The organism is Acidovorax soli, from assembly GCF_900107605.1.
GTDB classification, from domain to species: domain Bacteria; phylum Pseudomonadota; class Gammaproteobacteria; order Burkholderiales; family Burkholderiaceae_C; genus Acidovorax; species Acidovorax soli.
Genome location: NZ_FNQJ01000013.1, coordinates 1 through 21879, shown reverse-complemented (window position 1 = coordinate 21879; position 21879 = coordinate 1). Strand labels below are relative to the sequence as shown.

Here is a 21879-nt window from a genome sequence, read left to right as displayed (position 1 = left end):
CCCCCTGGCAAGCTCAGAGCACCAGAAAGGCCAGCGCCGCCACGGCCGTGGGCCCCAGCGCTCCCAGCAGCAGTCCGCCCGCGCCAATGGTTTCATCGGCAAAGCCGCGCTTGAGCAGGGCGATGCCGGCCGGATTGGGTGCGTTGGCAATCACCGTCAGGCCGCCACCGGCCACGGCCCCCGCCACCAGCATGTATTTGGCGGGGTCGGAAATGCCCTCGATCAGCGAGCCCAGGTAGGTCAGCGCTGCGTTGTCGGTGATGGCTGTCAGGCCGAGGGCGCCTGCGAACAGGGCCAGCGGCTGCAGGCTGGAGACGATGGGTTGCAGCCACCACTGCTGCATGCCGCCCAGCACCACCAGACCCGCCAGGAAGAAGCCCACCAGCAGTGCTTCTTTCAGGATGAGCGGGCTCTGGTGGCGTTCATAGGCCTGCGTGAAGGCCAGGAACAGCAGAAAAAGCGCCAGAAAAACCACCGGGTGGTGCGCGAACAGCACCACGCCGGCCAGCAATGCCAGGTGCACGGCCGCCACCGTGGCGGAAACGGGTGCGCGGGCCTGCTGGCCGGCTGCCAGAGTACTGGGGTGGGGCAGGTGCTTGCGCAGCAAGAAGGTGCAGACCGTGGCGTTGACCAGCACCGCCAGCGCTGCCTTCCAGCCGAAGGTGGCCAGCATGAAGGCGCTGTCCCATTGCCAGGTGGCGGCCACCATCAGCACCGGCGGTGCGGCATACGAGGTGAGCGTGCCGCCGATGGACACATTCACGAACAGCACCCCCAGCGCCAGGTATTTGCGGCCTTCGGGCACCGAGTTGCGAAAAATCTGCGGCGCCAGCATGAGGGCGGCAATGGTCATGGCGGCCGGTTCAGTGATGAGCGAGCCCAGCAGCGGCACGGCGGAGAGCCCCAGCCAGGCGGTGGCCATGGGGGTGGGCAGGGGCATGACGCGGGCCATGGCATCCACCAGGGCCACCACGGTGCGCAGCACCGGGCGCGAGGCGGCAATCACCATCACCACGAAGACGAACAGGGGTTCGGTGTAGTTGCGCGACTCGGCATATTGCAGCGCCTGCCCGCCACCATCCACCAGCGCCATGGCGACGATCAGCACCATGGCCCAGAAGCCGAACACCACCTCCACCTCGCCCAGCAGATGGAACAGGCCTGCGTGGCGCGGAAAGCGGTGCGATAGCCGTTCGAAATGCTTGACGCTAAAGGTGTGGAGCAGGGCAATGCCGAACAGGGCGGCGGCAATCCATTGAAGGATGGTGGGTGTCATGTGTTTGCGGGCGCAAAAAAACCGCGTGGCGGCCCGACCAGCGCATGAACCTGTCGCGCCTGCTGGCGCGTACACCCGCCACCATCTTACCAGCGGCGCCTGGGGCCAACGGGTGTCAAGCGGGATGCCATGATTGCTTCAAAAAAATAGCTATCAGCATATTTGGAAAAAGCGCTGCAGGCCATTCTGGCAAGTTCATTCTGGAAGTTCGCAGGCAGCGCTGTGGGACGAGGAAACTCCTCTGCGGTGCACGGAATGCCGCTTCACCCGGAGGATAATTCGCTCTTTTGCCAGCCCCAAGGGCTTGAAGGACGCACGCGTGGACATTGTTTTGCTGGTCAAGGCCGCCATCATGGGCGTGGTCGAAGGACTGACCGAGTTTCTTCCCATCTCCTCCACCGGCCACCTGATTCTTGCGGGGTCGCTGCTGGGCTTTGACGACGCCAAGGCCAAGGTGTTCGACATTGCCATCCAGACGGGCGCCATCTTCGCGGTCATCCTGGTGTACTGGCAAAAGATCCGCGCCACGCTGGCGGCTCTGCCCACGCAGCGGCAGGCGCAACGGTTTGCGCTCAATGTGCTGATTGCCTTTGTGCCGGCGGTGGTGCTGGGGCTGCTGTTCGGCAAGGCCATCAAGGCCCATCTGTTCACCCCTGTGGTGGTGGCCAGCGCCTTCATCATTGGCGGCTTCATCATCCTGTGGGCCGAACGCCGCCCCGCCGCGGCCACCCGCATCCACGAGGTGGAGGACATGACGGCGTGGGACGCCGTGAAAGTGGGCCTGGTGCAGTGCCTGGCCATGGTGCCTGGCACCAGCCGCAGCGGCGCCACCATCATCGGCGGCATGCTGCTGGGACTGTCGCGCAAGGCCGCCACGGATTTCTCGTTTTTTCTGGCCATTCCCACGCTGATCGGCGCGGGGGCGTACAGCCTGTACAAGGAACGCGCCCTGCTGTCGGTGGCCGACGTTCCGATGTTTGCCGTGGGCCTGGTGTTTTCCTTCTTCAGCGCCTGGCTGTGCGTGCGCTGGCTGCTGCGCTACATCAGCACCCACAGTTTTGTGCCGTTTGCGTATTACCGCATCGCGTTTGGCGTGGTGGTGCTGATTTCGGCATGGACTGGCTTAGTGCAGTGGGCCGGCTGATAATGGCGCCATGACTTACCTGCCGCGCATTCTTCGGGGCTTTTGGGGCTGCACTGTGTTGTGGGGCCTGGGCGCCGGTCTGCCCGCCCTTGCCGAGGAAGCGCCACCCTCCGTCAATGCGGATGGATCCCCCAAGCTCAACTACGTGCTGGGCGCCATCGTGAGCAACAGCCCGGACTATGCCGGCAGCAGTGATCGCTCCACCCATCTGCGCCCGGCCTGGGCGCTGGAATACGGGCGGTTTCGCCTGAGCACCTCGCGCGGCAGCACGCTCATGGGCCATGGGCTGGAGCAGCGCGAATCGGGTGCCACCGCCGTCCTGGCCGAAAGCGACCGGTTCAACCTGAGCGCATCGCTGCGCTATGACAGTGGTCGCAAGGGCAGCAATTCGCCGCTGCTGGACGGCTTGCCCGAGGTGCGCTCCACCGTGCGCGCCCGTCTCAGCGCAGGCTATGCCATCACACCCCGGTGGTCGGTGGGCGCCGGGTTGTCGCAAGACATCCTGGGGCGCTCCGGCGGGGCGCAACTGAACACCAGCGTCTCCTACACCCTGCCCGTCACGCAACAGACCCGGGTGGTTTTTGGTGCTGGCGCCAGTTTTGGCGACCGCACCTACCTGCGCTCCCGGTTTGGTGTGCCTGCCGTGGCGGGTGGCGCCGGGGCCGCCCGGCTGCCCGCGTATGAGCCCGGCGGCGGCCTCTACGGCGTGGATCTGGGCGTGGATGTCATGACGGCGCTCAATCGCCATTGGGTGCTGTGGGGTGGCGTGGGTGTCTCGCAAGTGCAGTCCGACGCCCGCCGCAGCCCCCTCACCGTGCGGCCCACCGGCTACAGCGCTTCGGTGGGGCTGGCCTACCGCTGCTGCCGCTGATCGAAGCCTGGCGGCGCGGGCGGCACGCTGGTTCTTGCCTCAGGCGGAAGCCGGCGCGAGATCATCCCTGTTGCGCCGCAGACAGAACTTGCCCGCCTGCTTTCCGCTGTACATGGCGGCGTCGGCCCGCTTGAGCAGGGTGCTGGCGTCCTGGGCGTCGAGAGGCGCGATGGCATAGCCGATCGTGAGGCCCACGCTCAGCTGGAGGTCGTCCAGCGCAAACGGGGTGCGAAACGCCTTCAGCAGCTCAAGACCCAGGTCCTGGGCCTGCCCTGGCGTGGCCAGGCCACTGGTCATCACCACGAACTCATCGCCCCCCACGCGCGCCACCACATCGTTGTGCCGCACCTGGGCCAGCAGGCGGCGCGTAGCGGCCACCAGCAAGGCATCTCCCACGTCGTGGCCATGCTGGTCATTGACGGGCTTGAATCCATCCAGGTCCATCACATACACCGCCAGCAAGGACTGCGGATCGCAGCGCGCAAGGGCCGATGACAGCGCCGCGTGCAGCCCCCGGCGGTTGACCAGGCCGGTGAGCGGATCGGTATGCGCCAGCGAGCGCATGGCATCGCGCTCCTGGCTGGCAACCTGCGCCGCCTTGCGCAGCCGGCGCGCCTGCTCGCCCAGCACCCGCATGAACAGCAGCATGTCGATGGTGGCCCCGAACTGGAACGAGTGCAGCGTCCAGAAGTTCACCGGCAGCCAGCCGCGTATCACCCCGACGACCACGGCCGTGGACCCAAAGTACACCAGCCAGGCCAGCAAGAAGGTGGTGCCGATGCTGTCGCCACTGCGCGCGCGCTGCACCGCACCGGGAATCCCCATCAGGGCGGGCACCAGCCCCAGAATGCTGACAATGCGTGCGATGGTGTGCGTGGAGACCCCATCGAGCGCGTAAACCAGCGCCAGCACCACGCACAGCACCGCACCGGAGCGCATCGCCCACAGCAGACGGCTGCGCGGCAAATGGCCGACCAGGGACTGGCTGATGAACAGGAACGAGCCACAGGTGGCCATGAGCGCGGCCAGCGAGGCGCCATGCACTTCAAACCAGGGGTTGTCGGTCCACAGGTACTGCTGGCCCACCCCGAAGAAGTGCAGCGAAAACAGCAGGCTGCCCGTCAGCAGCAGCGCATATTGCACAAACAGCGGGTCCCGCAGGCTGGCCCATTGCGCCAGGCTGTACACCAGCAGGCACAGCGCCAGCCCGGTCAGCACGCCCTGCAGCATCTGCTCATGCACGGCGCGGCTCAGTTGTGCGGCCGGCTTGTTGAGGGTGATGGGCAAGACCATGGCCCCGGTGGTTTCCACGCGCAGCCACAGTTCATACGGTTGCCCCGGCACCAGGTTCATCGCCACGGTGTGCGAGCGCGTGCGCAAGGGGCGCTGGGAGTAAGGCTGCAGATTGCCCAGGGTGGCGTGCTGCACGACTTGCCCGCCCAGGGTAAGGAACATGTCAATGCGGTTCAGTGGCGGGTAGTCGATGTCCAGCGCCCAGCGGCCATCGGACAGATGCTCGGCCATCAGTTCCATGCGCAGCCACATGGCTTCGGGCCGTACACCGAGCGTGCCGCCAGCGCCGGCTGGGGCTTCGAAGCGCGACACCTGCGCCTGCATGTCCGCCAGCGTGTGCTGCCGGGTGGCATCGGCCAGCACCGTCACGGCGGGCCAGGCCTGCACCGTGGCGGCCGCTTCCCGCAGCACGAGCACGGCGGGCGCGGGCGCGGCGTTCGCCCAGGTGCCAACACACAGCCACAACAGGAACAGGGCCCAGCGCAAGATGGACCCTGGTGGTTGGGGGGCGGGGCAGGGCGGCATGGCGAACAAGGCTGGGGCAAGATAGCCATTGTTTTGTATCGCAGTGTAACTTGCTCGCCCCGGAGCTGCTGGTAAAAAGCTGCCTGCGCCTGCATTGGCGGCGCGCAGATTGTTCCCGCGTTACGCCTGGCCCGCATTCATGGCTCTTGGCCCGCCGGGCGCAAGGCTCTCAGCGCCCTGCAGCCGGCAGCGCCGCCAGGTTCAGCAAGGCCGCCTCCATGGCGGCGGCGGTGGCCAGCGGCTGCTCCATCGGAAACAGGTGGCTGCCGTCCAGCATCATGATGCGCCCGTGCGTCACGCGCTGCGTCAGCGCCATGCCCACCTGGCGCATCTCCACCGATGCGCGCCCGCCGATGAAGGCGGCCGGGCAGCCCAGCGGGTGGCGGCGCAGCAGGCGATCCAGGTTGTGCGGCAAGGTGTTGTAGATGGCGGTTTCCACTGCGCGGTCAAAGCCTAGCACCCGGCGTCCGTCTTCGTCGTGCAGGCCGTGGGTGACATAGTCTTGCAGCACCTGCGGGTTCCACTGCGCAAACACCTTTTTCTTGCGAAAGTGCTCCAGCGCCTCTTCGGTGCTGGCCCAGCTCATGCGGCGCTGTCGGCTCACGCGGCCGGGCGACACGGCGCCCACGACCTGGGTGCGCTTGGCCACGCCCACGGTGGTGGCACGCCAGCCGCTGATCAGCGGGGAGTCGAGCATCAGCACGCCGCGCGCCAATGCGGGGTGCTGCGCCGCCGCCATCACGCTCAGGATGCCGCCCAGCGAATGCCCCACCAGATACACCGGCTCGCCCGCGGCCCCCACCTGCTGCGCGGCAAAGTCGGCCAGCTGCTGCACCAGGTGTGGCCAGTTGCTGGTGACCGGGTATTTCTCATCGTGGCCGAAGCGGTCGATGGCGGCCACCTCGAAACCGCGCTGGCGCAGGTGTTCGAAAAGTACGTTGTAGGTGCCCGCCGGAAAACTGTTGCCGTGCGAAAAAACGATCTTGGTCATCGATGAATCTGCAGGGGTTCAGATCAGCTTTTCGCGGAAGTTGGTGATCTTCTTGAGCGGCCTGCTGCGCGCCGGGTTCACCAGAATGGGCGTATCGGTCGAGCGGCCGTCCCAGGCCGGGTCCTCGATGCTGTCGAACACCGCGCGCAGCTTCTGCCCCCAGCTGTCATGCAGCATGCGAAAGTAGGGGTTGTGCTCGTCAATGCACACGATCTTGTCGGTGGTGAGCCGGTCGGCCTCGTACACCACCAGGTCCATGGGCAGGCCCACCGAAAGGTTGGACTTGAGCGTGCTGTCCATCGACACCAGCGCGCACTTGGCGGCCTCATCCAGCGGCGTTTCGGGTGTCAGCACACGGTCGAGCACCGGCTTGCCGTATTTCGACTCGCCCACCTGGAAATACGGCGTCTCGGCGGTCGATTCAATGAAATTGCCCGCCGAATACACCTGGAACAGGCGCATGCCCTCACCCTGGATCTGGCCGCCAAACACCATCGACACGTTGAAATCCACCCCCGAGCGCTTGAGCGCCGCGCCATCGCGCTCATGCACATGGCGCACGGCGGCGCCCAGCACGCGGGCGGCGTCGAACATGCTCTTGGCGTTCCAGATGGTAACGGGCTCGCCGTCTGCCTCATCCTTGATCTGCGTGGTCTGCAAGATCTCGCGCACCGACTGCGAAATGCTCAGGTTGCCCGCCGACAGCAGCACCATGAAGCGCTCCCCCGCCTTTTCATAGACCATCATCTTGCGAAAAGAGCTGATCTGGTCCAGCCCGGCGTTGGTGCGCGAATCGGACAGGAACACCAGCCCGGCATTGAGTTTGATGGCGACGCAATACGTCATGGGAGTGCGAAAAAGAGGAAAGGCACCGAGTGTAGTGCCGCACGGCAATGCGCCCGAACCACTGCTGCCGCCCAAGGAAAGAGGACGAACGAATACTATTGAATATGTAGCTAATGGTGTATATGACGTAATAGCTGCACGGTGATTTTGATCCGTCTTTGCAGGCGACTCCGATCGCTTGCGCCCAGCATCACGACCCCGCCAGCTTTTTAAGCTGGTACAGCGCATCCAGTGCCTCGCGCGGGCTGAGCTGGTCGGGATGGATGGCGGCCAGGGCGGCTTCTACCGGGCTGGCGCCAGCGCTCTCGGGCACTTCGGGCGTGGCGAACAGGTCCACCTGCAATTCATCTTCGCCCGCGCGCTCTTCCAGCGCGGCCAGGGCGTGGCGCGCATGGTGCAGCACGGGGGCGGGCACCCCGGCCAGTTTGGCCACCTGGATGCCGTAGCTGCGGCTGGCGGGGCCGGGTTGCAGTTCGTGCAGAAACACGATGTCGGTGCTGGCCTCGGCGGCGGCCACATGCATGTTGACGGCGTGGCGCGCCTTGGCGGGCAGCTCGGTCAGCTCGAAGTAGTGCGTGGCGAACAGCGTGAAGGCGCGGGTCTTGTCGTGCAGGTGCGTGGCAATGCCGCTGGCCAGGGCCAGGCCGTCAAACGTGCTGGTCCCGCGGCCGATCTCGTCCATCAGCACCAGGCTGTGGGGCGTGGCGGCGTGCAGTATCTGCGCGGCCTCGGTCATCTCCAGCATGAAGGTGGACTGCGCGTTGGCCAGGTCGTCCGCCGCGCCAATGCGCGTGTGGATGGCGTCAATCGGCCCCAGGCGGCAGCTCGCGGCGGGCACATGGCTGCCCATGCTGGCCAGCAGCACGATGAGCGCCACCTGGCGCATGTAGGTCGATTTGCCGCCCATGTTGGGGCCGGTGATGACCTGCATGCGCGTATTGGCATTCAGGCGTGTGTGGTTGGCGATGAAGGCGCCGCTCGATGTCTCGGCCAGGCGTGCCTCGACCACGGGGTGGCGGCCGGCCTCGATCTCGATGCAGGGCTCGGGTACGAACTGCGGGGCGCACCAGTTCAGCGTGAGCGAGCGCTCGGCCAGCGCACACAGCACATCGAGCGTGGCCAGCGCATGCGCCAGGCGGGTGAGCTGCGGGATGTGGGGCTGGAGCTGGTCCAGCACCTGTTCGTACAGCCATTTTTCGCGCGCGAGCGCGCGCTCGTTGGCCGACAGGGCCTTGTCTTCAAACGCCTTGAGCTCGGGCGTGATGAAGCGCTCGGCGTTCTTCAGCGTCTGGCGGCGGCGGTAGTCGTCGGGCACCTTGTCGAGGTGGCTGCCCGTCACCTCGATATAGAAGCCGTGCACCTTGTTGAACTGCACGCGCAAATTGGGAATGCCGGTGCGCGCCTTCTCGCGCGTTTCCAGGTCGAGCAGGAAGGTGTCGCAGTTGCTCTGAATGGCGCGCAGTTCGTCCAGCTCGGCATCGAAGCCGCTGGCGATCACGCCGCCGTCGCGCACCAGCGCGGCGGGTTCCTCGTCGATGGCGCGGTGCAGCAGCTCCGTGCAGCCTGGTGGCGGTTGCAGGTGGCTGAAAATTTGAACCAGATACGGCTCAGGTGCCCGCCCATTCTGCGCCAGAAGCGCTGCTTTCTGTAGCGTTTTGCCCAGACCCACCAGTTCGCGCGGACGCACCTGGCGCAGGGCGGTGCGGGCGGTGATGCGTTCCACGTCGCTCACGCCCTTGAGCTGTTCGCGCAGGGCCTGCCAGGGTGCCTGGGTGGCGCTACCGTTGCCGCGCAGCGCGGTGGTGGCAGCCAGGCGCTGGCGGGCCTCGGCGCGGTCGCGCTGCGGCTCCAGCAGCCAGGTCTTGAGCAGGCGGCTGCCCATGCCGGTCATGCAGGTGTCGAGCAGCGAGAACAGCGTGGGCGCGTCCTCACCGCGCAGGGTCTTGACGAGTTCGAGGTTGCGGCGCGTGCTGGCGGGCAGGTCGATCAGGTCGTCGCCGCGCTGCACCTGAACGCTGTGCACATGCGTGAGCGCGCGGCCCTGGGTGTGCTCGGCGTATTGCAGCAGCGCGGCGGCGGCGGCATGCGCCTGGGCCAGGTCCTGCGCGCTCCAGGCCTGCAGGCTGGCGGCGCCCAGGTGTTCGAGCAGCTTGCGCTCACCCAAAGCACTGTCAAACTGCCAGTCGGGCCGGGGGCTCATGGGGCAGGTGAAGGCGCCACCCTGGCGCAGCACCTGCAGTTGCTGTTCAAACCGCTCGGTCACGCCGGCGCTGTAGATCAGTTCGCTGGGCGCAATGCGGGCCAGCCAGGCGCCCAGTTCGTCGTGCGCGCATTCGGCCAGAAAGACGCGACCCTGCGTCACGCTCAGCCACGCCAGGCCACAGCGCGCGCGCGGCGCCTGTTGCACGGCCAGCAGCAGCGATTCGGATTTGTCGGACAGCAGCTCGGTGTCGGTCAGCGTGCCGGGGGTGACCACGCGCACCACCTTGCGCTCCACCGGCCCCTTGGCCGCGCCCACCTCACCCACCTGCTCGGCAATGGCCACCGACTCGCCCATCTTGATCAGGCGTGCCAGGTAGTTCTCCAGTGCATGGAAGGGCACACCAGCCATCACCACCGGCTGGCCGCCCGACTGGCCGCGCTGCGTGAGCGTGATGTCGAGCAGGCGCGCGGCCTTCTCGGCGTCTTGCCAGAAGACCTCGTAGAAATCGCCCATGCGGTAAAACAGCAGCGTGTCGGGGTACCCGGCCTTGAGGGACAGGTACTGGTGCATCATGGGCGTGTGGGCCGAAAAGTCCTTCGCGATCTCTTGCGTTTCCCTCTGGGAAGTGCCTGTTTTTTTGTTGTTTTCAGAGGGTGAAGTCATCGTTGTCTATCAAGCCATGTTGTCCTGCATTGTGCCTCTAACGCGCCATGTCGATCCGCCAAAAAATCCGCCAAGTCGCCGCCAAGCGCGCTTTTGGGCCTAGAATTTGGCGAACTTGGCGGCGCGGCTGCTATTCGAGGTCCGCCAAGTTCGCCAAGGAGTCCGCATGAAGCTCGCCCTGACCGACGCCCTCGTCCAAAAGCTGTCTCTCGATAATGCCCCTCGGTGGGCCGAGAATGAAGAGACAAACGAAATCGAATTGCAGTGGGGGAGGACCGACAAGCCCAATTATCTCGTCTACGACACCCACAAATTGGCTCCGCCCGGATTCGCCGTCCGCGTGGGCGCTCGGGCGACGGTCTACCTGGTCGAGAAGATGGTCCGGGGCAAGAAGCTCAAGATCGATGTCGGATTGGCGTGGGGCAAGCGCGGGGGCGATGCGATCATGTCCTTGGCCAAGGCGCGCGCCGAGGCTCTCGACAAGATCGCCCAAGCTGTCAAGCATGGAACCAACCCCAATAGGATCTCCGAGGAGATCGAGGCCAGCGAGCTGACCTTCGGCATGGTCTGGGACCGCTACATCGCCGACTTGAAGGGGAGGGCGAGGCCCATCAAGAGGAATTCATTGGATTCCATCAACAAGGCCCGCGACAAGTTCAAGGATTGGGAGGACCGCAAGGTCCGTCTGATCATCGGGCAGGAAGTCCTCGACCGCTTCGACCTGCACGCCTTCGAAAAGGGGCACAAGACGGCCGCCGAGGCCATGGGCCGCTGGGCCACCGCCGCCGTCAACAACGCCATCCAAAACGAGTCCCACAACGCCCACGCCGAGAAGCGCCAACCCTCGCTGACCTACAACCCCTTCACGATCCTGATCACCAAGCAGAAATATCGCGACCACGACCAGCTTGAACGCGAATACAAAGCCAAGGGCGTGCGCAACCCATTGTCCTTCTCCGAGTCGGTCGGCCCCTTCCTCGAGGCCGCTTGGGAATACCGCAAGGAGAACCCGAGGGCGGCCGATTTCCTGATGATCGACCTGCTGTGGGGGCTGCGCGGCGATGAATGCCGCAGCCTCAAATGGCGATCGCAAGTTCCCGACGACAAGGCCCACATGGAGCGTTGGGTCGATCTCGACAAGAAGGTGGTCTTCATCCACGACGCGAAGAACCGTGGCGACCACGAGTTCCCTATCGGTCCCTTTGCCATGACCCTGTTGAAGCTTCGGCGCTCGGAGTGCCGCAAGGATGCCCTTTGGCTCTTCGAGGCCAAGATGCCGGGAAGCAAGAAGGGCTTGATCTACGTGAAGGGCGGCAAGGAGGTCGATCACAGGGAGGAGGAGAACGCGGGCGGAAAATGGGTCCTGCCTTCGGGGATCCCATGCGAGGTCGGCCACTACGGCGATCCCTCCGTCGCCATGGACACCGTCCGCGAGCGGGCCGGCATCAAGGCGGTGCGGGGACACGACCTGCGCCGGACCTTCGGCGCCGCCTGCGAAAAGCTGGGCCTCGTCGATCGCCAGGTCAAGCGGATGCTCGGGCATGCCGTCGGCGGCGGCGAGACGCTGGGCCGCTACACCGCGCCGGAATGGAAGGATCACATCGAGCGCATGGAGAAGATCGAGCAGCTCATTTTGAAGTCGGCGCCTTCGGTCTACAACGCCTTGCGGCCATCCAAAGTTGCGGCCCTGCCCGAGAAGACGGAGCCAGTGATCAAGCCTGGGCCAGCCCGCAAGTCCAGGAAGGCGGCCTGAGCATGGCAACGCCAGCGGCGATCGAGGTCGAGTTGATCAACTTCGTCGAGGCCTTGGCCCCGTCGGCCAAGCTCACGCCCAAGGAGGCGGGCGCATTCCTTCGGGTTTCTCAATCCACTTTGGAGCGTTGGCGCAGGGATGGCAGCGGCCCCGAATACATCCAAAGCGGAGGCCAAGGGGCCAGGGGCACCAACCAGGCTGTCCGCTACCGCAAGCAATCCCTTATCGACTGGGAGGCCGCTCACACTGTCAAGAGCAGCATGCAGGCAGCCATCCGCAAGGGCCAGATGTAGCGGTTGCCCCATCTATCCGGTCGGTTTGCCTCCTTCATAATGCGGAAAACAATCGATGAGGAGACGACATGGCAACCTCCGCCGCCGTGGCCGATGAGAAATCCGAGAAGAGAGCCAAGACAGGAGGCCGTCCGGCCAAGAAGTCGCTCGACGCAATGATCGCCGACGCCGAGCGCCGAGGCCGGTTGGCTGCGCTGCCAGACGACACGACCGTCGAGGCGGAGTTGGCGGCGTTCTTCCTGATCATCTCCATGTCGCAGTTGCGCGAGCTTCGCAAGGAGGCGCTCCCCAGCGAGGAGGACAAGAAGGCGGCCAGGATCGAGAAGGCTGCCGAAGCTGCGGCCAAGGCTGCCGGACGGACGAGGAAGAAGCCCGACGATTCTGACGCCAAGCCCAAGGGCCTTCGCATGATCAAGATCAGCGAAAAGGACGCCGTCGGCACCAACCAACCCGTTACCTACAAGATGGGCGATCTCAAGGAATTCCAGAGGCAGCACTCGGGCTACGGCACTTTCGAAGTCAGGCTCGCCTCCGCTGGCCTGCTCGGATTCGTGTCGGAGGCCGTTCCATTCTTCGCCTCTCCCAAGCCCGACCGCAAGGGACGGACGATCCTTCAATGCGCGGGATGGGGCATGGACCAAGCGGGCAGGGAGAATCTGGTCGCATCGACATTGGCAGGCAAGACGCGGTGCGTTTGGCTCACGCCCGCAGAAGCGCTGCATTCTCTGTGGTCCAGCGAGAAGGAGCACAAGAGGTTCGCCAAGCCATGGCTGGCTCTTCTGAAAGAGGAGATCGGCGCGGCAAAGTCTGCTATCGATCGGACCGCGCTTCACTCCGTTGCCCTTGAAGGCAAGCCTTCGAAACAAAAGGCATAGGCCTTTCGGAAGCGCTAACGGCCAAAAGGAGCTCCATGCCATCAAAGCCCTCGCTCGACAGCATTCCGGAAGTGTTCGTTCCAGAAAAGATGGTTGTCGAGTGGGAGAAGTTCCAAGCGTTGCCCGAGAGCGAGGAGATGGCTGCCAAGGAGCTTTGCTATTTGCTGGACATGAGTCCTCGCAAGCTTCAAATGCTCCGGACCCTCGGAGGCGGCCCCGACTACATCAAGAACGGAATCAAGTTCGACGGCTCCCAGCCAGCCGCTCCGGAAGACTTGATCAGCCGCCACCGCATCGGCTACGTCAAGGCTGATGTCCTCTCTTGGATGGAGTCCAACAGGGCGTCAGTGCTGATGCTCTCGAAGCCAGCCAAGTCGAAGGTTCGCCGCTTTGAGACGGTTGCCGACCTCTTCGATGAGCAAGCCTTCTGGGTCGATATCGACGGCCAGGTGGCCGGCTTTGTCGATGACAGCTCCTTGGAGCAATACCTGGACTTGCGGACAAAGCTCGATATCGAGTTCCTTCCCGTGGCCCAGGCCGCGACGGCGCGATGGTCGGATCCTGCCGCCCATAGGGCTCTGGCGGATTCGGTGGCCCAGGGCCTCAGGGGGTTGTCGCAAGACATCGAGGCCAAAGTTGTCGCCAGCGAGATGCATGCTGAGCTTCGCAAGCCCGAAGAGCGAAGCGTCAACCCGCGTTGATATCGCTGCCCATGGCGACGGCACCCACACTTGCCCCCTCAGCCCTGCCAAGGCCGGTTGGGCGGGCTCTGGCCCATGAAGAGGCATGGTCGAGGCTCAACGCCTGGCCGGGGCTGGCGATGCTCGATATCAGCAAGACGGCGGTGCTGTTGCAGTGCTCGCTTCGGACTTTGCAGACGCTGAGGGAGAACGGAAACGGCCCCGACTACTTCAAGCTGGGCGTTCGGATGTCCTGCGCCGACTCGCCGCGCCAGGATGGCCAGACGGTCCTCTATCGCAAGCAAGATGTGGTCGACTGGTTCAAGGAAAACAAGCTCGACCTGAGATATCCCGACCTCTACCACCAAGCCTCAGCGTTGAAGCGATTCGATGCGGGTCAATGGATGCTCGACGATATCGCTTACTGGGTTGATCCGGAAGGCTGCATTGGCGGCCCGGTTGAAGAGTCCTCGCTTGCTGAACTTGCCGAGCGAATCGAGTCTTGGGATGTCGACTGGCTTCCGCCAGTCGAAGCGGCCCTGCGGAAGTGGTCGGATCCCGTCCAGCACAAGGAGCTCTCCACGAGGCTGATATCCGAGTTCGACAGCCTGTCCGCTAGGGCGGCCGATATCGCCCGCGCCTACCAATCTGGCGGTTAGATATCGCCTGGTGGCAGCCTCGCCGCCTGCTGTGTTGCTCTTCCAGCCATCCGGAACGCTCGTAGGGCGGGAACAAAGCGCAAGCTCGCGCGCGTGCCAGTCGCTTAGAGCCCCCTCGGGAAAAAATCTCCCCAAGCGCGTCGCGGTGGCGAGCTGCAAAGGAGATTGAAATGGGTCAAATCACGGCTGTTGAGTGGGCGAAGTTGTTTTTAACTGATGTATTGAGCCGGGACGCTCAGTCGTTGGAGGAGACGCTTTCGGTGGGTGAAGCTGGCGGAATCACACCATGGGATTTCGATTTTGAGATTCACGATCCAAAACAGCATCCGATCCTCGGCCATCTGGACAGCGTGCCGAAGCTTCTCATCGGCCAACGCAATTGGAGCTGCCTGCGCGTCATTGTCCATGCCGATCAAATCAGCAAGGAGTTGCATGCGCGCGAGCCCTTGTGGGAAGTGGTCGAGGCTCTATGGGATGCAGGAGGCAAGCACAAGCGCGATGCGGAGGCTGCTATTCAAGCAATGGCTTTTGGCGTGTTCGAAAGCTCTGTGACCAATTCGCATCATGTCAGTTCATTTTTGTGCGCGGGACGGGCAGATATCAACCTGCAATGGTTCAAAGCCTATGAAGTCGCATTCAAGTCAGACAAAGGCATGGATTCGAGCCTGCGCGCTTTGTTTAAGGCTCGCAACGACTTCAACATGAAGATTGCCCGAGGCGAAAAGGGTCAACTTGCAACTACCTTTTGGAATGTCTTGCGAGAAGCACTCCCATTTGATGGCCAATGGCTTCATGGCGAAGACTTCAAAGCTTGGAGCTGCAAATTTATCTTTAGCATCCCGCTCATCAGCATGGTTTGCGGCCAGTATGGAAATCTGGTCGCATGTGCGGAAATCAATCAAGATTTGGCGAGCAACTCGGCCCTTGTCGATTGCCTGAGTCTCCCCTTTGACAATGATGTCGATTCTATGGTCTTCGCACTCCATGAAATGTCGATGTTGGCCAAATGCAAGGGGCTGAAAGTCGACGAGAACAAGGCTCGCGCGGCGATCGAGGAGGTGGCGTTTTCCCTTTCAACTGACTTCGCCATGGACAAAATGAATTTTCTGTTTGAGCAAATGCAGGGTGGTTTTCTCCAAGACTATGGGGACGATGTTTGCCGTGGACTGCACCGTCGCATCGCATTTGACGAGACAAAGGAGTTGGTCGAGCTGTATGGCAAGGAGCCTGAAAACAACGATCCAATTCTCATGCCTCAAGCAGCTACTCCGCAGCGAAACCCACTCCGCATGTGATGGGGCTTATCTAGTTGAGATGGTGGCTGTCTCGATCTGTGGTGAATCACTGTATACACCTGACGCACTAAAGTGTCTCATTCCTATAAGACGTGGGATTCGGGCGGCCCTTTCGTGCCGTCCGTCCCCAAATTGATGCGCTTTTGTCTTATTGGCATAAGACAGCGGTCACTGTTCCGAAGTGAACAGCGTTGTCGGCCCCAAGGAGCCCTGAGGGCCGATCTCTCGGATAGTCAGAAGCCAAAAGCTGGCCTCGTTGCGCTGGCATGCGATGTAGAAGTCCTTGAACAGGATCTTTGAGTGCGCTTCGAGCGGAGCCAACACTCGGCCTATTCGAACGACGCATGGCGGAATCTTGATGCGAGCGCCTGGCTCGTCCTGCTTGGTGGCGACTCTTTCGACCAGGACATCGAGGTCGGCCTTGGTCTCCCCACGGCGTTCCAGACCCTGCCAAGTTGCTCGCGCCAAAAGGTATTTGAGATTGGGCTCTTCGGCAGCGATGCGGTTTAGCCAGTCTGATATCGGCATCGGCTCATTGCCGTCAGACTCAGATGCAGCGGAATCCGCCAAGAGCGCAAGGAACTTGCGCATCTCATCCAGCTTCCTGTCCATTGAGTCGTGGGTGTCGGTGCCATGAATGGCGTGGCGGCTGATATCGGCCATGCTGCCTGAGAGCTGGTTCAGTTGATCCGATATCTCAATTAGCTCCTCGCTGTGGCGCCCGATGCCGCTGATATCCGCCTCGGCGATTTCAATACAGCGATCCAGGGCGTGATATGGAGTCGTGCCAACTTCCATTGACTTCGCGACAGCGGAAAGCCTGCGGGCTCGCTCTCCTGCAAGCCGAATCGTCAATGTCTTGTTGCTCCACGGGTTTTTGTTGATCGGCTTGCTCATCGTCTCGCCTCCCTGGCTTGCGATATCGCGGCGGCTGCGCGGCGGAGGAAGCTTGGCTTCTTGTGGCCGATATCGAGCTCGGTTGTTGGCTGCTGTCCCTCAGCATTGCCGTAGTCAAGAGAAGTGCCTTTGGCCCCGCTGCGCTTCATCCGAATTGAAAGCGCCTCGATTGCTCGACCTCGACCTTTCGGGGCCTGCTCATCCTGGCGATGCGACTCCGGGTCCACAAGGCCAAGCTTCGACGCGTCGACGTAGATCGTCGTTGCGAAGCGCGAGCGGCTCGCGGCGACGTAGGTCCACTCCCTGTCCGCCATGCTTGGATTGGCTAGAACATGCGCCGAGTCGAACGTCCGTCCCTGTCCTTTATGGTTTGTCAGGCAATAGGCATGATCGAAGCGGGCGAAGCTCGCCGGGATGGCGACCTCCTTCTGGCCGATATCGTTGGGATCGTCGAGCTGGACGAGCAGGGTGGGGCCTGAGCCGCCTCTGGCGATATCGGCGATGGTGGCTGTCACGCCATTGGCGACGCCGAGCGCCTTGTCATTCATGGTGAAGACGATGCGGTCTCCTGGCGCGAACCGCCTTGGCGATATCGTTTCGTCGCGATGGATGATGTCGATATCGATGCCTTGGGCATCACGGATTCGACCGATATCGATGAGCTTCTGCCGGGCAGCGTCGTTGAGCTCGGCAACCTCCGCGCGCGTCGCCGCGATGATGGCTTTGCTCTCCAAAGGGGTCTTGTCAGCCTCCCACGCTTTCATGAGTTCCGATATCGCGTCTTCATGGTTGCGCAGGAGCTTCAATCGCCCTTTGGTTTCCATGGCGATCAATGCATCGTAGGCCTTGCCCTTGGCGAAGTCTTCGACGACATCGCGCATCCAGGCGTGGTCATACCGCGCCTTCCACTTTTCAAACGCGCGGGAAAGCTTGGCATCTCCTGAGCACAACTCCGACAAGGCATTCGACCTGGCGTCCTCAGGCAGGGACATCAAGGTCGCCCGCTTGGCCTTGGTGATCTCCCTGTCCGTATCGCGCAGCTTTTTGGCAAGCCAATCGATCAAGGGCTCGAAGTCCGTCCGCTGGCGTTGGATGTTTGATATCTCAGCTTTGCCATGCTCGCACATCAGGGAGGCGAATATGCCGCCGGCATCGATTGGTTGGAGCTGCTTGGGATCGCCGACGCAGACCAGCTTCGCTCCGGCCTCAATGGCAGCCTTTTGCAGCAGGCCGAACTCCCGCGAGCCGACCATGCCAGCCTCGTCCAGGAAGAGGATCGACTTTGCTCCCAATTTGATGCGCCCGGAGCTGATGGAGATCAGCAGGCTGGCGATGGTCTTTGAGCGGATCCCGGTTTCGCGCGAAAGGTTCTGAGCGGCAGCAGCCGATTGGCAGCAGCCCAAGGTGTCGAAGCCTGCTCCCTTGTATGCTTTGGCGACAGCCTTGAGCATCGTGGTTTTGCCTGTTCCGGCCCAACCTTCGACGAATGCATGGTTGCCGGTTTCGCATCCGATGTGCAGGGCGGCGGCCCGTTGTTGCGCAAGTGAAACCGAAACGCCCAGCTTGCCAGAGAGTTCGGATTCAAGTTGGTCGAATTGCTTGTCGAGAGCCTTGCGGTCGAGAGAATGCTTCGCGCTGGACTTGCCGTCTCGAACCCGGTCGCTGATCGCTCGCTCCATCTCCAAGGTCGCTTTCGAGGTGAAGACCTCGATGAGCTGCTCGGTCCTTCCAAGCTGGACCACATCGGTATGGATCATGAAGGCTTTGAGCTCATCCAGGCAGCGGGCGGCGCTCCATCGACCCATGCCGGCCTGGCAGATGAGCGATAGGGCCTCGTTTGCCGTCGCGCATGACTGGGACGCCATGAGCTGCTCAAGGATTTGGCCATGGTCGATTTGGACGCTAGGCGCGGCAGGCATGTTTGCGCGCAGAGCTGCCACCGTCTGCGGGGTCAGTCCGATGTCCTGGGCCTTGGCCCTGAATAGCTTCAAGAGCTCGGGGAGGGGCGGCTCCTTCTTTGCGCCTCGGGTTGCCATGGCGGCCATCTCGCGGGCGGCGGCGCCATCGACTTCCAGGAGGCCGCACTCCTTCATGTAGTCGGCGATCTCCTTGCTGCGCTTGGAGAGGGCTTCGCGCAGCTCGTCGCTGATCCCGTCGACTGCAAAGTAGGGTCCGGCAGGCTGGACGCCAAACCCCATTTGCGAAAGCCGCCAGGCCAGCTCGGATCTGAACAAGATGCCCGTAGCCATCTTGCGCTCGAACTGGGGCCGCTGCTCCAATGCGCTCCATTCGTCGATGCCTATGCGCTTGCCGACATTGAAGAGGAAGGCGTGGACATGCAGTTGCGGATCGAGGGCTCGGCTTGCGAAGTGGGTGTAGCAACTGGCGATGGCCGCCTCGGCGATCTGCTTGACCTTGCCGCCGACGCCATGCCGGGTGACTGTCGCGGCCTCGGCGTAGTCGAGGGCGGCCTTGGCTGCGCCATGAAGGCATTCGAGCAAGGCCTGCTGGGTTGCCTGGTCGGCGCCGGCATAAAGGGCTGAGAAGTCCTTGGGGGCGGAGAAGGTCAGGTCTAGCCCCATGGAGTGGCCGTCCCCGGCGCCGATGACCATGGGCGCTCCGGTGATGGGGTGGAAGCCCTTGGCCAGCCGCTCAACCTGCTCGGCTTCGGCGATGGCGTCAAGGCCTAAGAGCGCGGCTCCCTTGCATGCCCAAAAAGGCTTTGGGGCGCTGTCCTGATGCTGGCCGCGAGCGTATTCGTCAAATTCGGCTCGCTGGGCTGGATCCTTCGCCTTGCCAGGCTCGAGGTATCCAAGGTAGCCGCCATTCTTCCCGTTGCTTGGGCGGGTCGAAGCCGGCCCGATTTTGGTGATCGAAAGCATGGCTCACGCTCCCTTCGAGCTGCTGAAGAGCTCATCGAATTCGCTGGCCAGGAAGGTAGGTTCAGTCTGTGATTTCGGCGGAGCTGCCAGGCCTCCTGCCGCTGCGATGTATGCGTCAAGGTGCCTGCGGAAGAACGCGGAGCGGCTGATTCCGGACTGCTCGCAGAAGGCGTCGAGGATCGCTGCCTGGCCCTTGTCCAGGCGGATCAAGACCCTGTCGCGCTTTTGCTTCTCCCGTTGATATGTGCCCTTGGAAATTTCGCTCCTGCGGGCCTTCTTGTCTTTGATTGTCTTGGTGTCCATCGGCATCTCCTTTTTGGTGGTGGATATGCCTAAAGGCGATCCACGAGCGATATCTGCTCGTGGATCCCGATGGTTCGGACAAGCGGCGCACCCGCGCCGCAAACCTCAACGCCGATCGCGACGATTTGGGTCTTGGGATCTCAGCGCCTTGGCCAGTTCCTCCGCTCGCAAGTTGGCGTAGCGCTCAAGCATCTCCGGACTGCTGTGGCCGACGATCTTCATGATGGCGTAGATGTCAGGCGAGCGGCACACCATTCGTGAAATCGCCTCATGGCGCAGATCGTGAAATTTGAATTCCACCAGGCCTGCAGCCCTGCTGTAGCGGCGGAATAGGTTGGAGACGGAGCTGGGATCGCCAAGCAGATGGAAAGCCCTGGGATTGGCTGGAACGGCCATCAGCCGAAGGATGGACACAGCCCTCATGGCGGCGGGAGTCAGCGGCACAGTTCGGCGCTTGCCAGTCTTCTCGCGCGTCTCAGGAATGGTCCAGCAGCAGGCCTTGAAGTCGATCTCCTTCCATTGAATGCCGACGAGCTCCTGGAGGCGGGCGCCTGTTTCCAAGGCGAGCTTGACAAGCAAGCGCCAGTGGTGGCGCGAAGGCGTCGACAGTTCGCGCAGCTTGCCAATCAACGCGGTTTCTTCATGGGGCTCGAGCCTGCGCTCGCGCTTGCCTTCCCAGTTCTTCGGGAAGAGCCTTCGGCTGAATGGGAACTTTGGAGGCTCGGTTTCGAGCTCCTCGGCCTGCCACTCGATCGCTGCTTTCAGGACGCCCATTTGGCGGACGATGGTGGCGTAGGCGTAGGGCTTGCCCGTGTAGCTCGCCGTAGCCCGCATGCCGGCGATGTAGTTGGCGATCCAACTCTTCTTGATCTCGCGGATGGATGAGCTTTTCGCTTGCTTTGCGATTGCCGGAATGGCGAACTTGTTGGTTGGCGATGCCAGCCCGGATTCCTCATAGCCCGCGAGAGCAATCTTGATGGGCGTGTCCAGCAGCTCGGATTGGCGGCTCTCCGGACTCTTGTGGGCTTTGGCCAGCATTTCCTGCCGGGCCTTGCGCTCGCGAGCTTCGTTTTGAGCCGCCATATCCGTGGCGATAGATTCGAGGAAGATGCGGGCGTCCTCCGGATCGTCGAACGACTTGACGATGGCTCTGCCTCCTTTGATCTTGAATGTCGCCTGGTAGCTGACGGTCCCGTCCTTGCGCGGCCTGGCGGCGATGCTCCCTTTTGTTTCTCTTGCTCCCATGGTTTTCTCCTTGTAGTTGTTGGGATGTTGTTGTGGTGCTGCTACGCCTAAAGGCGATTGGGGAGATGTGTTTGCTTGCTCGTTCGTCGGGAATTTCGCGCTGCCTGAGCCAGCGCGCGGGCCTTCGAGCAGCGCTGCTTTTCGAGTGCGCCATACCTCTCGTTTTCAGAGGGGGCGGCAGCGGTTGCTCAAATGATCGCCATCGAGTCGGCTGGCTGCCGAGGGCGCCAAATATGGAACCGAACCGATATCGCGCTTTGACGCTTCGATGTCGATTCGTCCGGCTTTTGGTTCAGTCCGCTGCAAACGAGTCAATGGTTGACCTGTTTGAGCTTGCGGCTGATGCCAGGCGTTGAGTCGATGCGTGTCAACAGTTGCCAAGCTGGCTCCTGAGTGATGGCATTCCTTCCCTGATCCTCCTTTTTCTTCGAATGCGGACTGTTTCAGTCCTGTCCAGTTCGTCTCGTTCAGCCTACTTCCGTCCAGCGCGAAAAGCAGCGCTGCTCGAAGCTGGGGCCGACGAACGGTTGCTTTTGAGGCTTAGCAATTTGCCGACGAAGAGGCGCGCAATGCGCTGCCCTGGGTCGCATATCCAGCAGGGAGGCAATATGCGATGGATCAGAAAATTCAAGGCGATGGTGTTCGGGAGTCGAGGCTGCAGATGCTCAGAGGCCTCGGCATTGAAGGCATGGTTGTCACCATTCCAAACCTGTCCAAAGTGATCGGAACGCCTCGGTCGACTCTCTATGCTCGGATCAGCAAGGGCAGATTCTTCTTGCCAGTCCGCCAACTGCACGGTTCCCCTGTCGTTTTGGTGGATGACTTGCTGGATTGGATGCAAGGAGGCGAGCAGGCAGAGGTGCCCAATAGCGCGCCTGCTGCAGAGGCAGCTATTTCCGAGCGTGCTCGACAGTCAGTGAGAGACCGGGCGCTGGGGGCAGTTGCAAACGCAACAAGGCGTCACCTCAGAAAACCATGAAGCCATGCCCAACAAGCTCCTTGTGCGCTGTCTTCGCATTCACAGATTCCTCCGCTGCCGCTTTCGAAATTGATATGCATGTGAGTGAAAAGGAAGGCGTAAATGCATTGACCCCGATGGCCAGGTCAAATTCCCCCACCCTTGGCCACCCCAAATTCCCCCAGGCAGGACGACCAGATTATGACGACTCGGGTGTGATGGCGATG

General features: G+C 62.6%; 17 protein-coding genes. 8 read left to right on the top strand and 9 right to left on the bottom strand.

Annotation, left to right across the window (positions count from 1 at the left end; all coding sequences use genetic code 11):
- Positions 1–13: 13 nt before the first annotated feature.
- The gene (locus BLW02_RS10405) at positions 14–1276 is read right to left on the bottom strand and encodes a putative Na+/H+ antiporter (protein WP_092698299.1); all 1263 of its coding nucleotides are present in this window, start codon (positions 1274–1276) and stop codon (positions 14–16) included.
- Between the two features lie 319 nt (positions 1277–1595).
- Here BLW02_RS10405 and BLW02_RS10400 point away from each other — a divergent pair, with 319 nt between their 5' ends.
- Complete coding sequence (locus BLW02_RS10400) at positions 1596–2420, top strand: undecaprenyl-diphosphate phosphatase (RefSeq protein ID WP_092698394.1); 825 nt, start codon at positions 1596–1598, stop codon at positions 2418–2420.
- A gap of 10 nt (positions 2421–2430) precedes the next feature.
- Positions 2431–3291, top strand: a complete 861-nt coding sequence (locus tag BLW02_RS10395; protein ID WP_092698297.1) for a MipA/OmpV family protein — start codon at positions 2431–2433, stop codon at positions 3289–3291.
- Positions 3292–3330: 39 nt separating this feature from the next.
- Here BLW02_RS10395 and BLW02_RS10390 read toward each other — a convergent pair whose 3' ends face one another.
- The 4 genes from BLW02_RS10390 to mutS all read right to left on the bottom strand — a co-directional run bounded on the left by BLW02_RS10390 (position 3331) and on the right by mutS (position 9722).
- Positions 3331–5109: a diguanylate cyclase gene (locus BLW02_RS10390; RefSeq protein WP_092698295.1), complete on the bottom strand. Its 1779-nt coding sequence runs from the start codon at positions 5107–5109 to the stop codon at positions 3331–3333.
- A gap of 169 nt (positions 5110–5278) precedes the next feature.
- Positions 5279–6100 carry an alpha/beta fold hydrolase gene (locus BLW02_RS10385; RefSeq protein WP_092698293.1) on the bottom strand — a complete coding sequence of 274 codons (822 nt, stop codon included), beginning with the start codon at positions 6098–6100 and terminating at the stop codon, positions 5279–5281.
- 18 nt (positions 6101–6118) lie between these two features.
- On the bottom strand, positions 6119–6946 hold the full coding sequence (locus tag BLW02_RS10380) for a proteasome-type protease (protein WP_092698291.1): 828 nt from the start codon (positions 6944–6946) through the stop codon (positions 6119–6121).
- 190 nt (positions 6947–7136) lie between these two features.
- On the bottom strand, positions 7137–9722 hold the full coding sequence (gene mutS / locus BLW02_RS10375; RefSeq protein ID WP_092698290.1) for a DNA mismatch repair protein MutS: 2586 nt from the start codon (positions 9720–9722) through the stop codon (positions 7137–7139).
- A gap of 256 nt (positions 9723–9978) precedes the next feature.
- Between mutS and BLW02_RS10370 the strand changes: the two genes are divergently transcribed.
- From BLW02_RS10370 to BLW02_RS10345, 6 genes are all read left to right on the top strand, one after another.
- Positions 9979–11565: a tyrosine-type recombinase/integrase gene (locus BLW02_RS10370; protein ID WP_139285356.1), complete on the top strand. Its 1587-nt coding sequence runs from the start codon at positions 9979–9981 to the stop codon at positions 11563–11565.
- A gap of 2 nt (positions 11566–11567) precedes the next feature.
- Complete coding sequence (locus BLW02_RS19935; RefSeq protein WP_092698286.1) at positions 11568–11858, top strand: helix-turn-helix transcriptional regulator; 291 nt, start codon at positions 11568–11570, stop codon at positions 11856–11858.
- 68 nt (positions 11859–11926) lie between these two features.
- Positions 11927–12733, top strand: a complete 807-nt coding sequence (locus BLW02_RS10360) for a hypothetical protein (protein WP_092698284.1) — start codon at positions 11927–11929, stop codon at positions 12731–12733.
- 35 nt (positions 12734–12768) lie between these two features.
- On the top strand, positions 12769–13434 hold the full coding sequence (locus BLW02_RS10355) for a hypothetical protein (protein WP_092698282.1): 666 nt from the start codon (positions 12769–12771) through the stop codon (positions 13432–13434).
- Positions 13435–13445: 11 nt separating this feature from the next.
- Entirely contained in the window at positions 13446–14072 is a 627-nt protein-coding gene (locus BLW02_RS10350) for a hypothetical protein (RefSeq protein ID WP_139285354.1), read from the top strand.
- 170 nt (positions 14073–14242) lie between these two features.
- Entirely contained in the window at positions 14243–15367 is a 1125-nt protein-coding gene (locus BLW02_RS10345) for a hypothetical protein (protein ID WP_092698278.1), read from the top strand.
- A 168-nt stretch (positions 15368–15535) separates the two neighbouring features.
- On the opposite strand, the gene BLW02_RS10340 is transcribed toward BLW02_RS10345, so the two are convergent.
- From BLW02_RS10340 to BLW02_RS10325, 4 genes are all read right to left on the bottom strand, one after another.
- On the bottom strand, positions 15536–16264 hold the full coding sequence (locus BLW02_RS10340; RefSeq protein WP_139285353.1) for a hypothetical protein: 729 nt from the start codon (positions 16262–16264) through the stop codon (positions 15536–15538).
- Positions 16261–19146: a MobF family relaxase gene (gene mobF / locus BLW02_RS10335; protein ID WP_092698273.1), complete on the bottom strand. Its 2886-nt coding sequence runs from the start codon at positions 19144–19146 to the stop codon at positions 16261–16263. Before mobF ends, BLW02_RS10340 begins: the two co-directional genes overlap by 4 nt.
- A gap of 3 nt (positions 19147–19149) precedes the next feature.
- Entirely contained in the window at positions 19150–19449 is a 300-nt protein-coding gene (locus BLW02_RS10330) for a ribbon-helix-helix protein, CopG family (RefSeq protein WP_159433784.1), read from the bottom strand.
- A 105-nt stretch (positions 19450–19554) separates the two neighbouring features.
- A complete protein-coding gene (locus BLW02_RS10325) occupies positions 19555–20694 on the bottom strand; it encodes a tyrosine-type recombinase/integrase (protein ID WP_092698269.1) in 1140 nt (379 codons plus the stop codon).
- Between the last annotated feature and the right edge of the window lie 1185 nt (positions 20695–21879).

Excerpts from the sequence above, each read along its gene's own strand:
- BLW02_RS10405 (WP_092698299.1), bottom strand. The coding sequence starts at position 1,276 with ATGACACCCACCATCCTTCAATGGATTGCCGCCGCCCTGTTCGGCATT.
- BLW02_RS10395 (WP_092698297.1), top strand. The coding sequence starts at position 2,431 with ATGACTTACCTGCCGCGCATTCTTCGGGGCTTTTGGGGCTGCACTGTG.
- BLW02_RS10390 (WP_092698295.1), bottom strand. The coding sequence starts at position 5,109 with ATGCCGCCCTGCCCCGCCCCCCAACCACCAGGGTCCATCTTGCGCTGG.
- BLW02_RS10385 (WP_092698293.1), bottom strand. The coding sequence starts at position 6,100 with ATGACCAAGATCGTTTTTTCGCACGGCAACAGTTTTCCGGCGGGCACC.
- BLW02_RS10380 (WP_092698291.1), bottom strand. The coding sequence starts at position 6,946 with ATGACGTATTGCGTCGCCATCAAACTCAATGCCGGGCTGGTGTTCCTG.
- mutS (WP_092698290.1), bottom strand. The coding sequence starts at position 9,722 with ATGATGCACCAGTACCTGTCCCTCAAGGCCGGGTACCCCGACACGCTG.
- BLW02_RS10370 (WP_139285356.1), top strand. The coding sequence starts at position 9,979 with ATGAAGCTCGCCCTGACCGACGCCCTCGTCCAAAAGCTGTCTCTCGAT.
- BLW02_RS19935 (WP_092698286.1), top strand. The coding sequence starts at position 11,568 with ATGGCAACGCCAGCGGCGATCGAGGTCGAGTTGATCAACTTCGTCGAG.
- BLW02_RS10360 (WP_092698284.1), top strand. The coding sequence starts at position 11,927 with ATGGCAACCTCCGCCGCCGTGGCCGATGAGAAATCCGAGAAGAGAGCC.
- BLW02_RS10355 (WP_092698282.1), top strand. The coding sequence starts at position 12,769 with ATGCCATCAAAGCCCTCGCTCGACAGCATTCCGGAAGTGTTCGTTCCA.
- BLW02_RS10350 (WP_139285354.1), top strand. The coding sequence starts at position 13,446 with ATGGCGACGGCACCCACACTTGCCCCCTCAGCCCTGCCAAGGCCGGTT.
- BLW02_RS10345 (WP_092698278.1), top strand. The coding sequence starts at position 14,243 with ATGGGTCAAATCACGGCTGTTGAGTGGGCGAAGTTGTTTTTAACTGAT.
- BLW02_RS10340 (WP_139285353.1), bottom strand. The coding sequence starts at position 16,264 with ATGAGCAAGCCGATCAACAAAAACCCGTGGAGCAACAAGACATTGACG.
- mobF (WP_092698273.1), bottom strand. The coding sequence starts at position 19,146 with ATGCTTTCGATCACCAAAATCGGGCCGGCTTCGACCCGCCCAAGCAAC.
- BLW02_RS10330 (WP_159433784.1), bottom strand. The coding sequence starts at position 19,449 with ATGGACACCAAGACAATCAAAGACAAGAAGGCCCGCAGGAGCGAAATT.
- BLW02_RS10325 (WP_092698269.1), bottom strand. The coding sequence starts at position 20,694 with ATGGGAGCAAGAGAAACAAAAGGGAGCATCGCCGCCAGGCCGCGCAAG.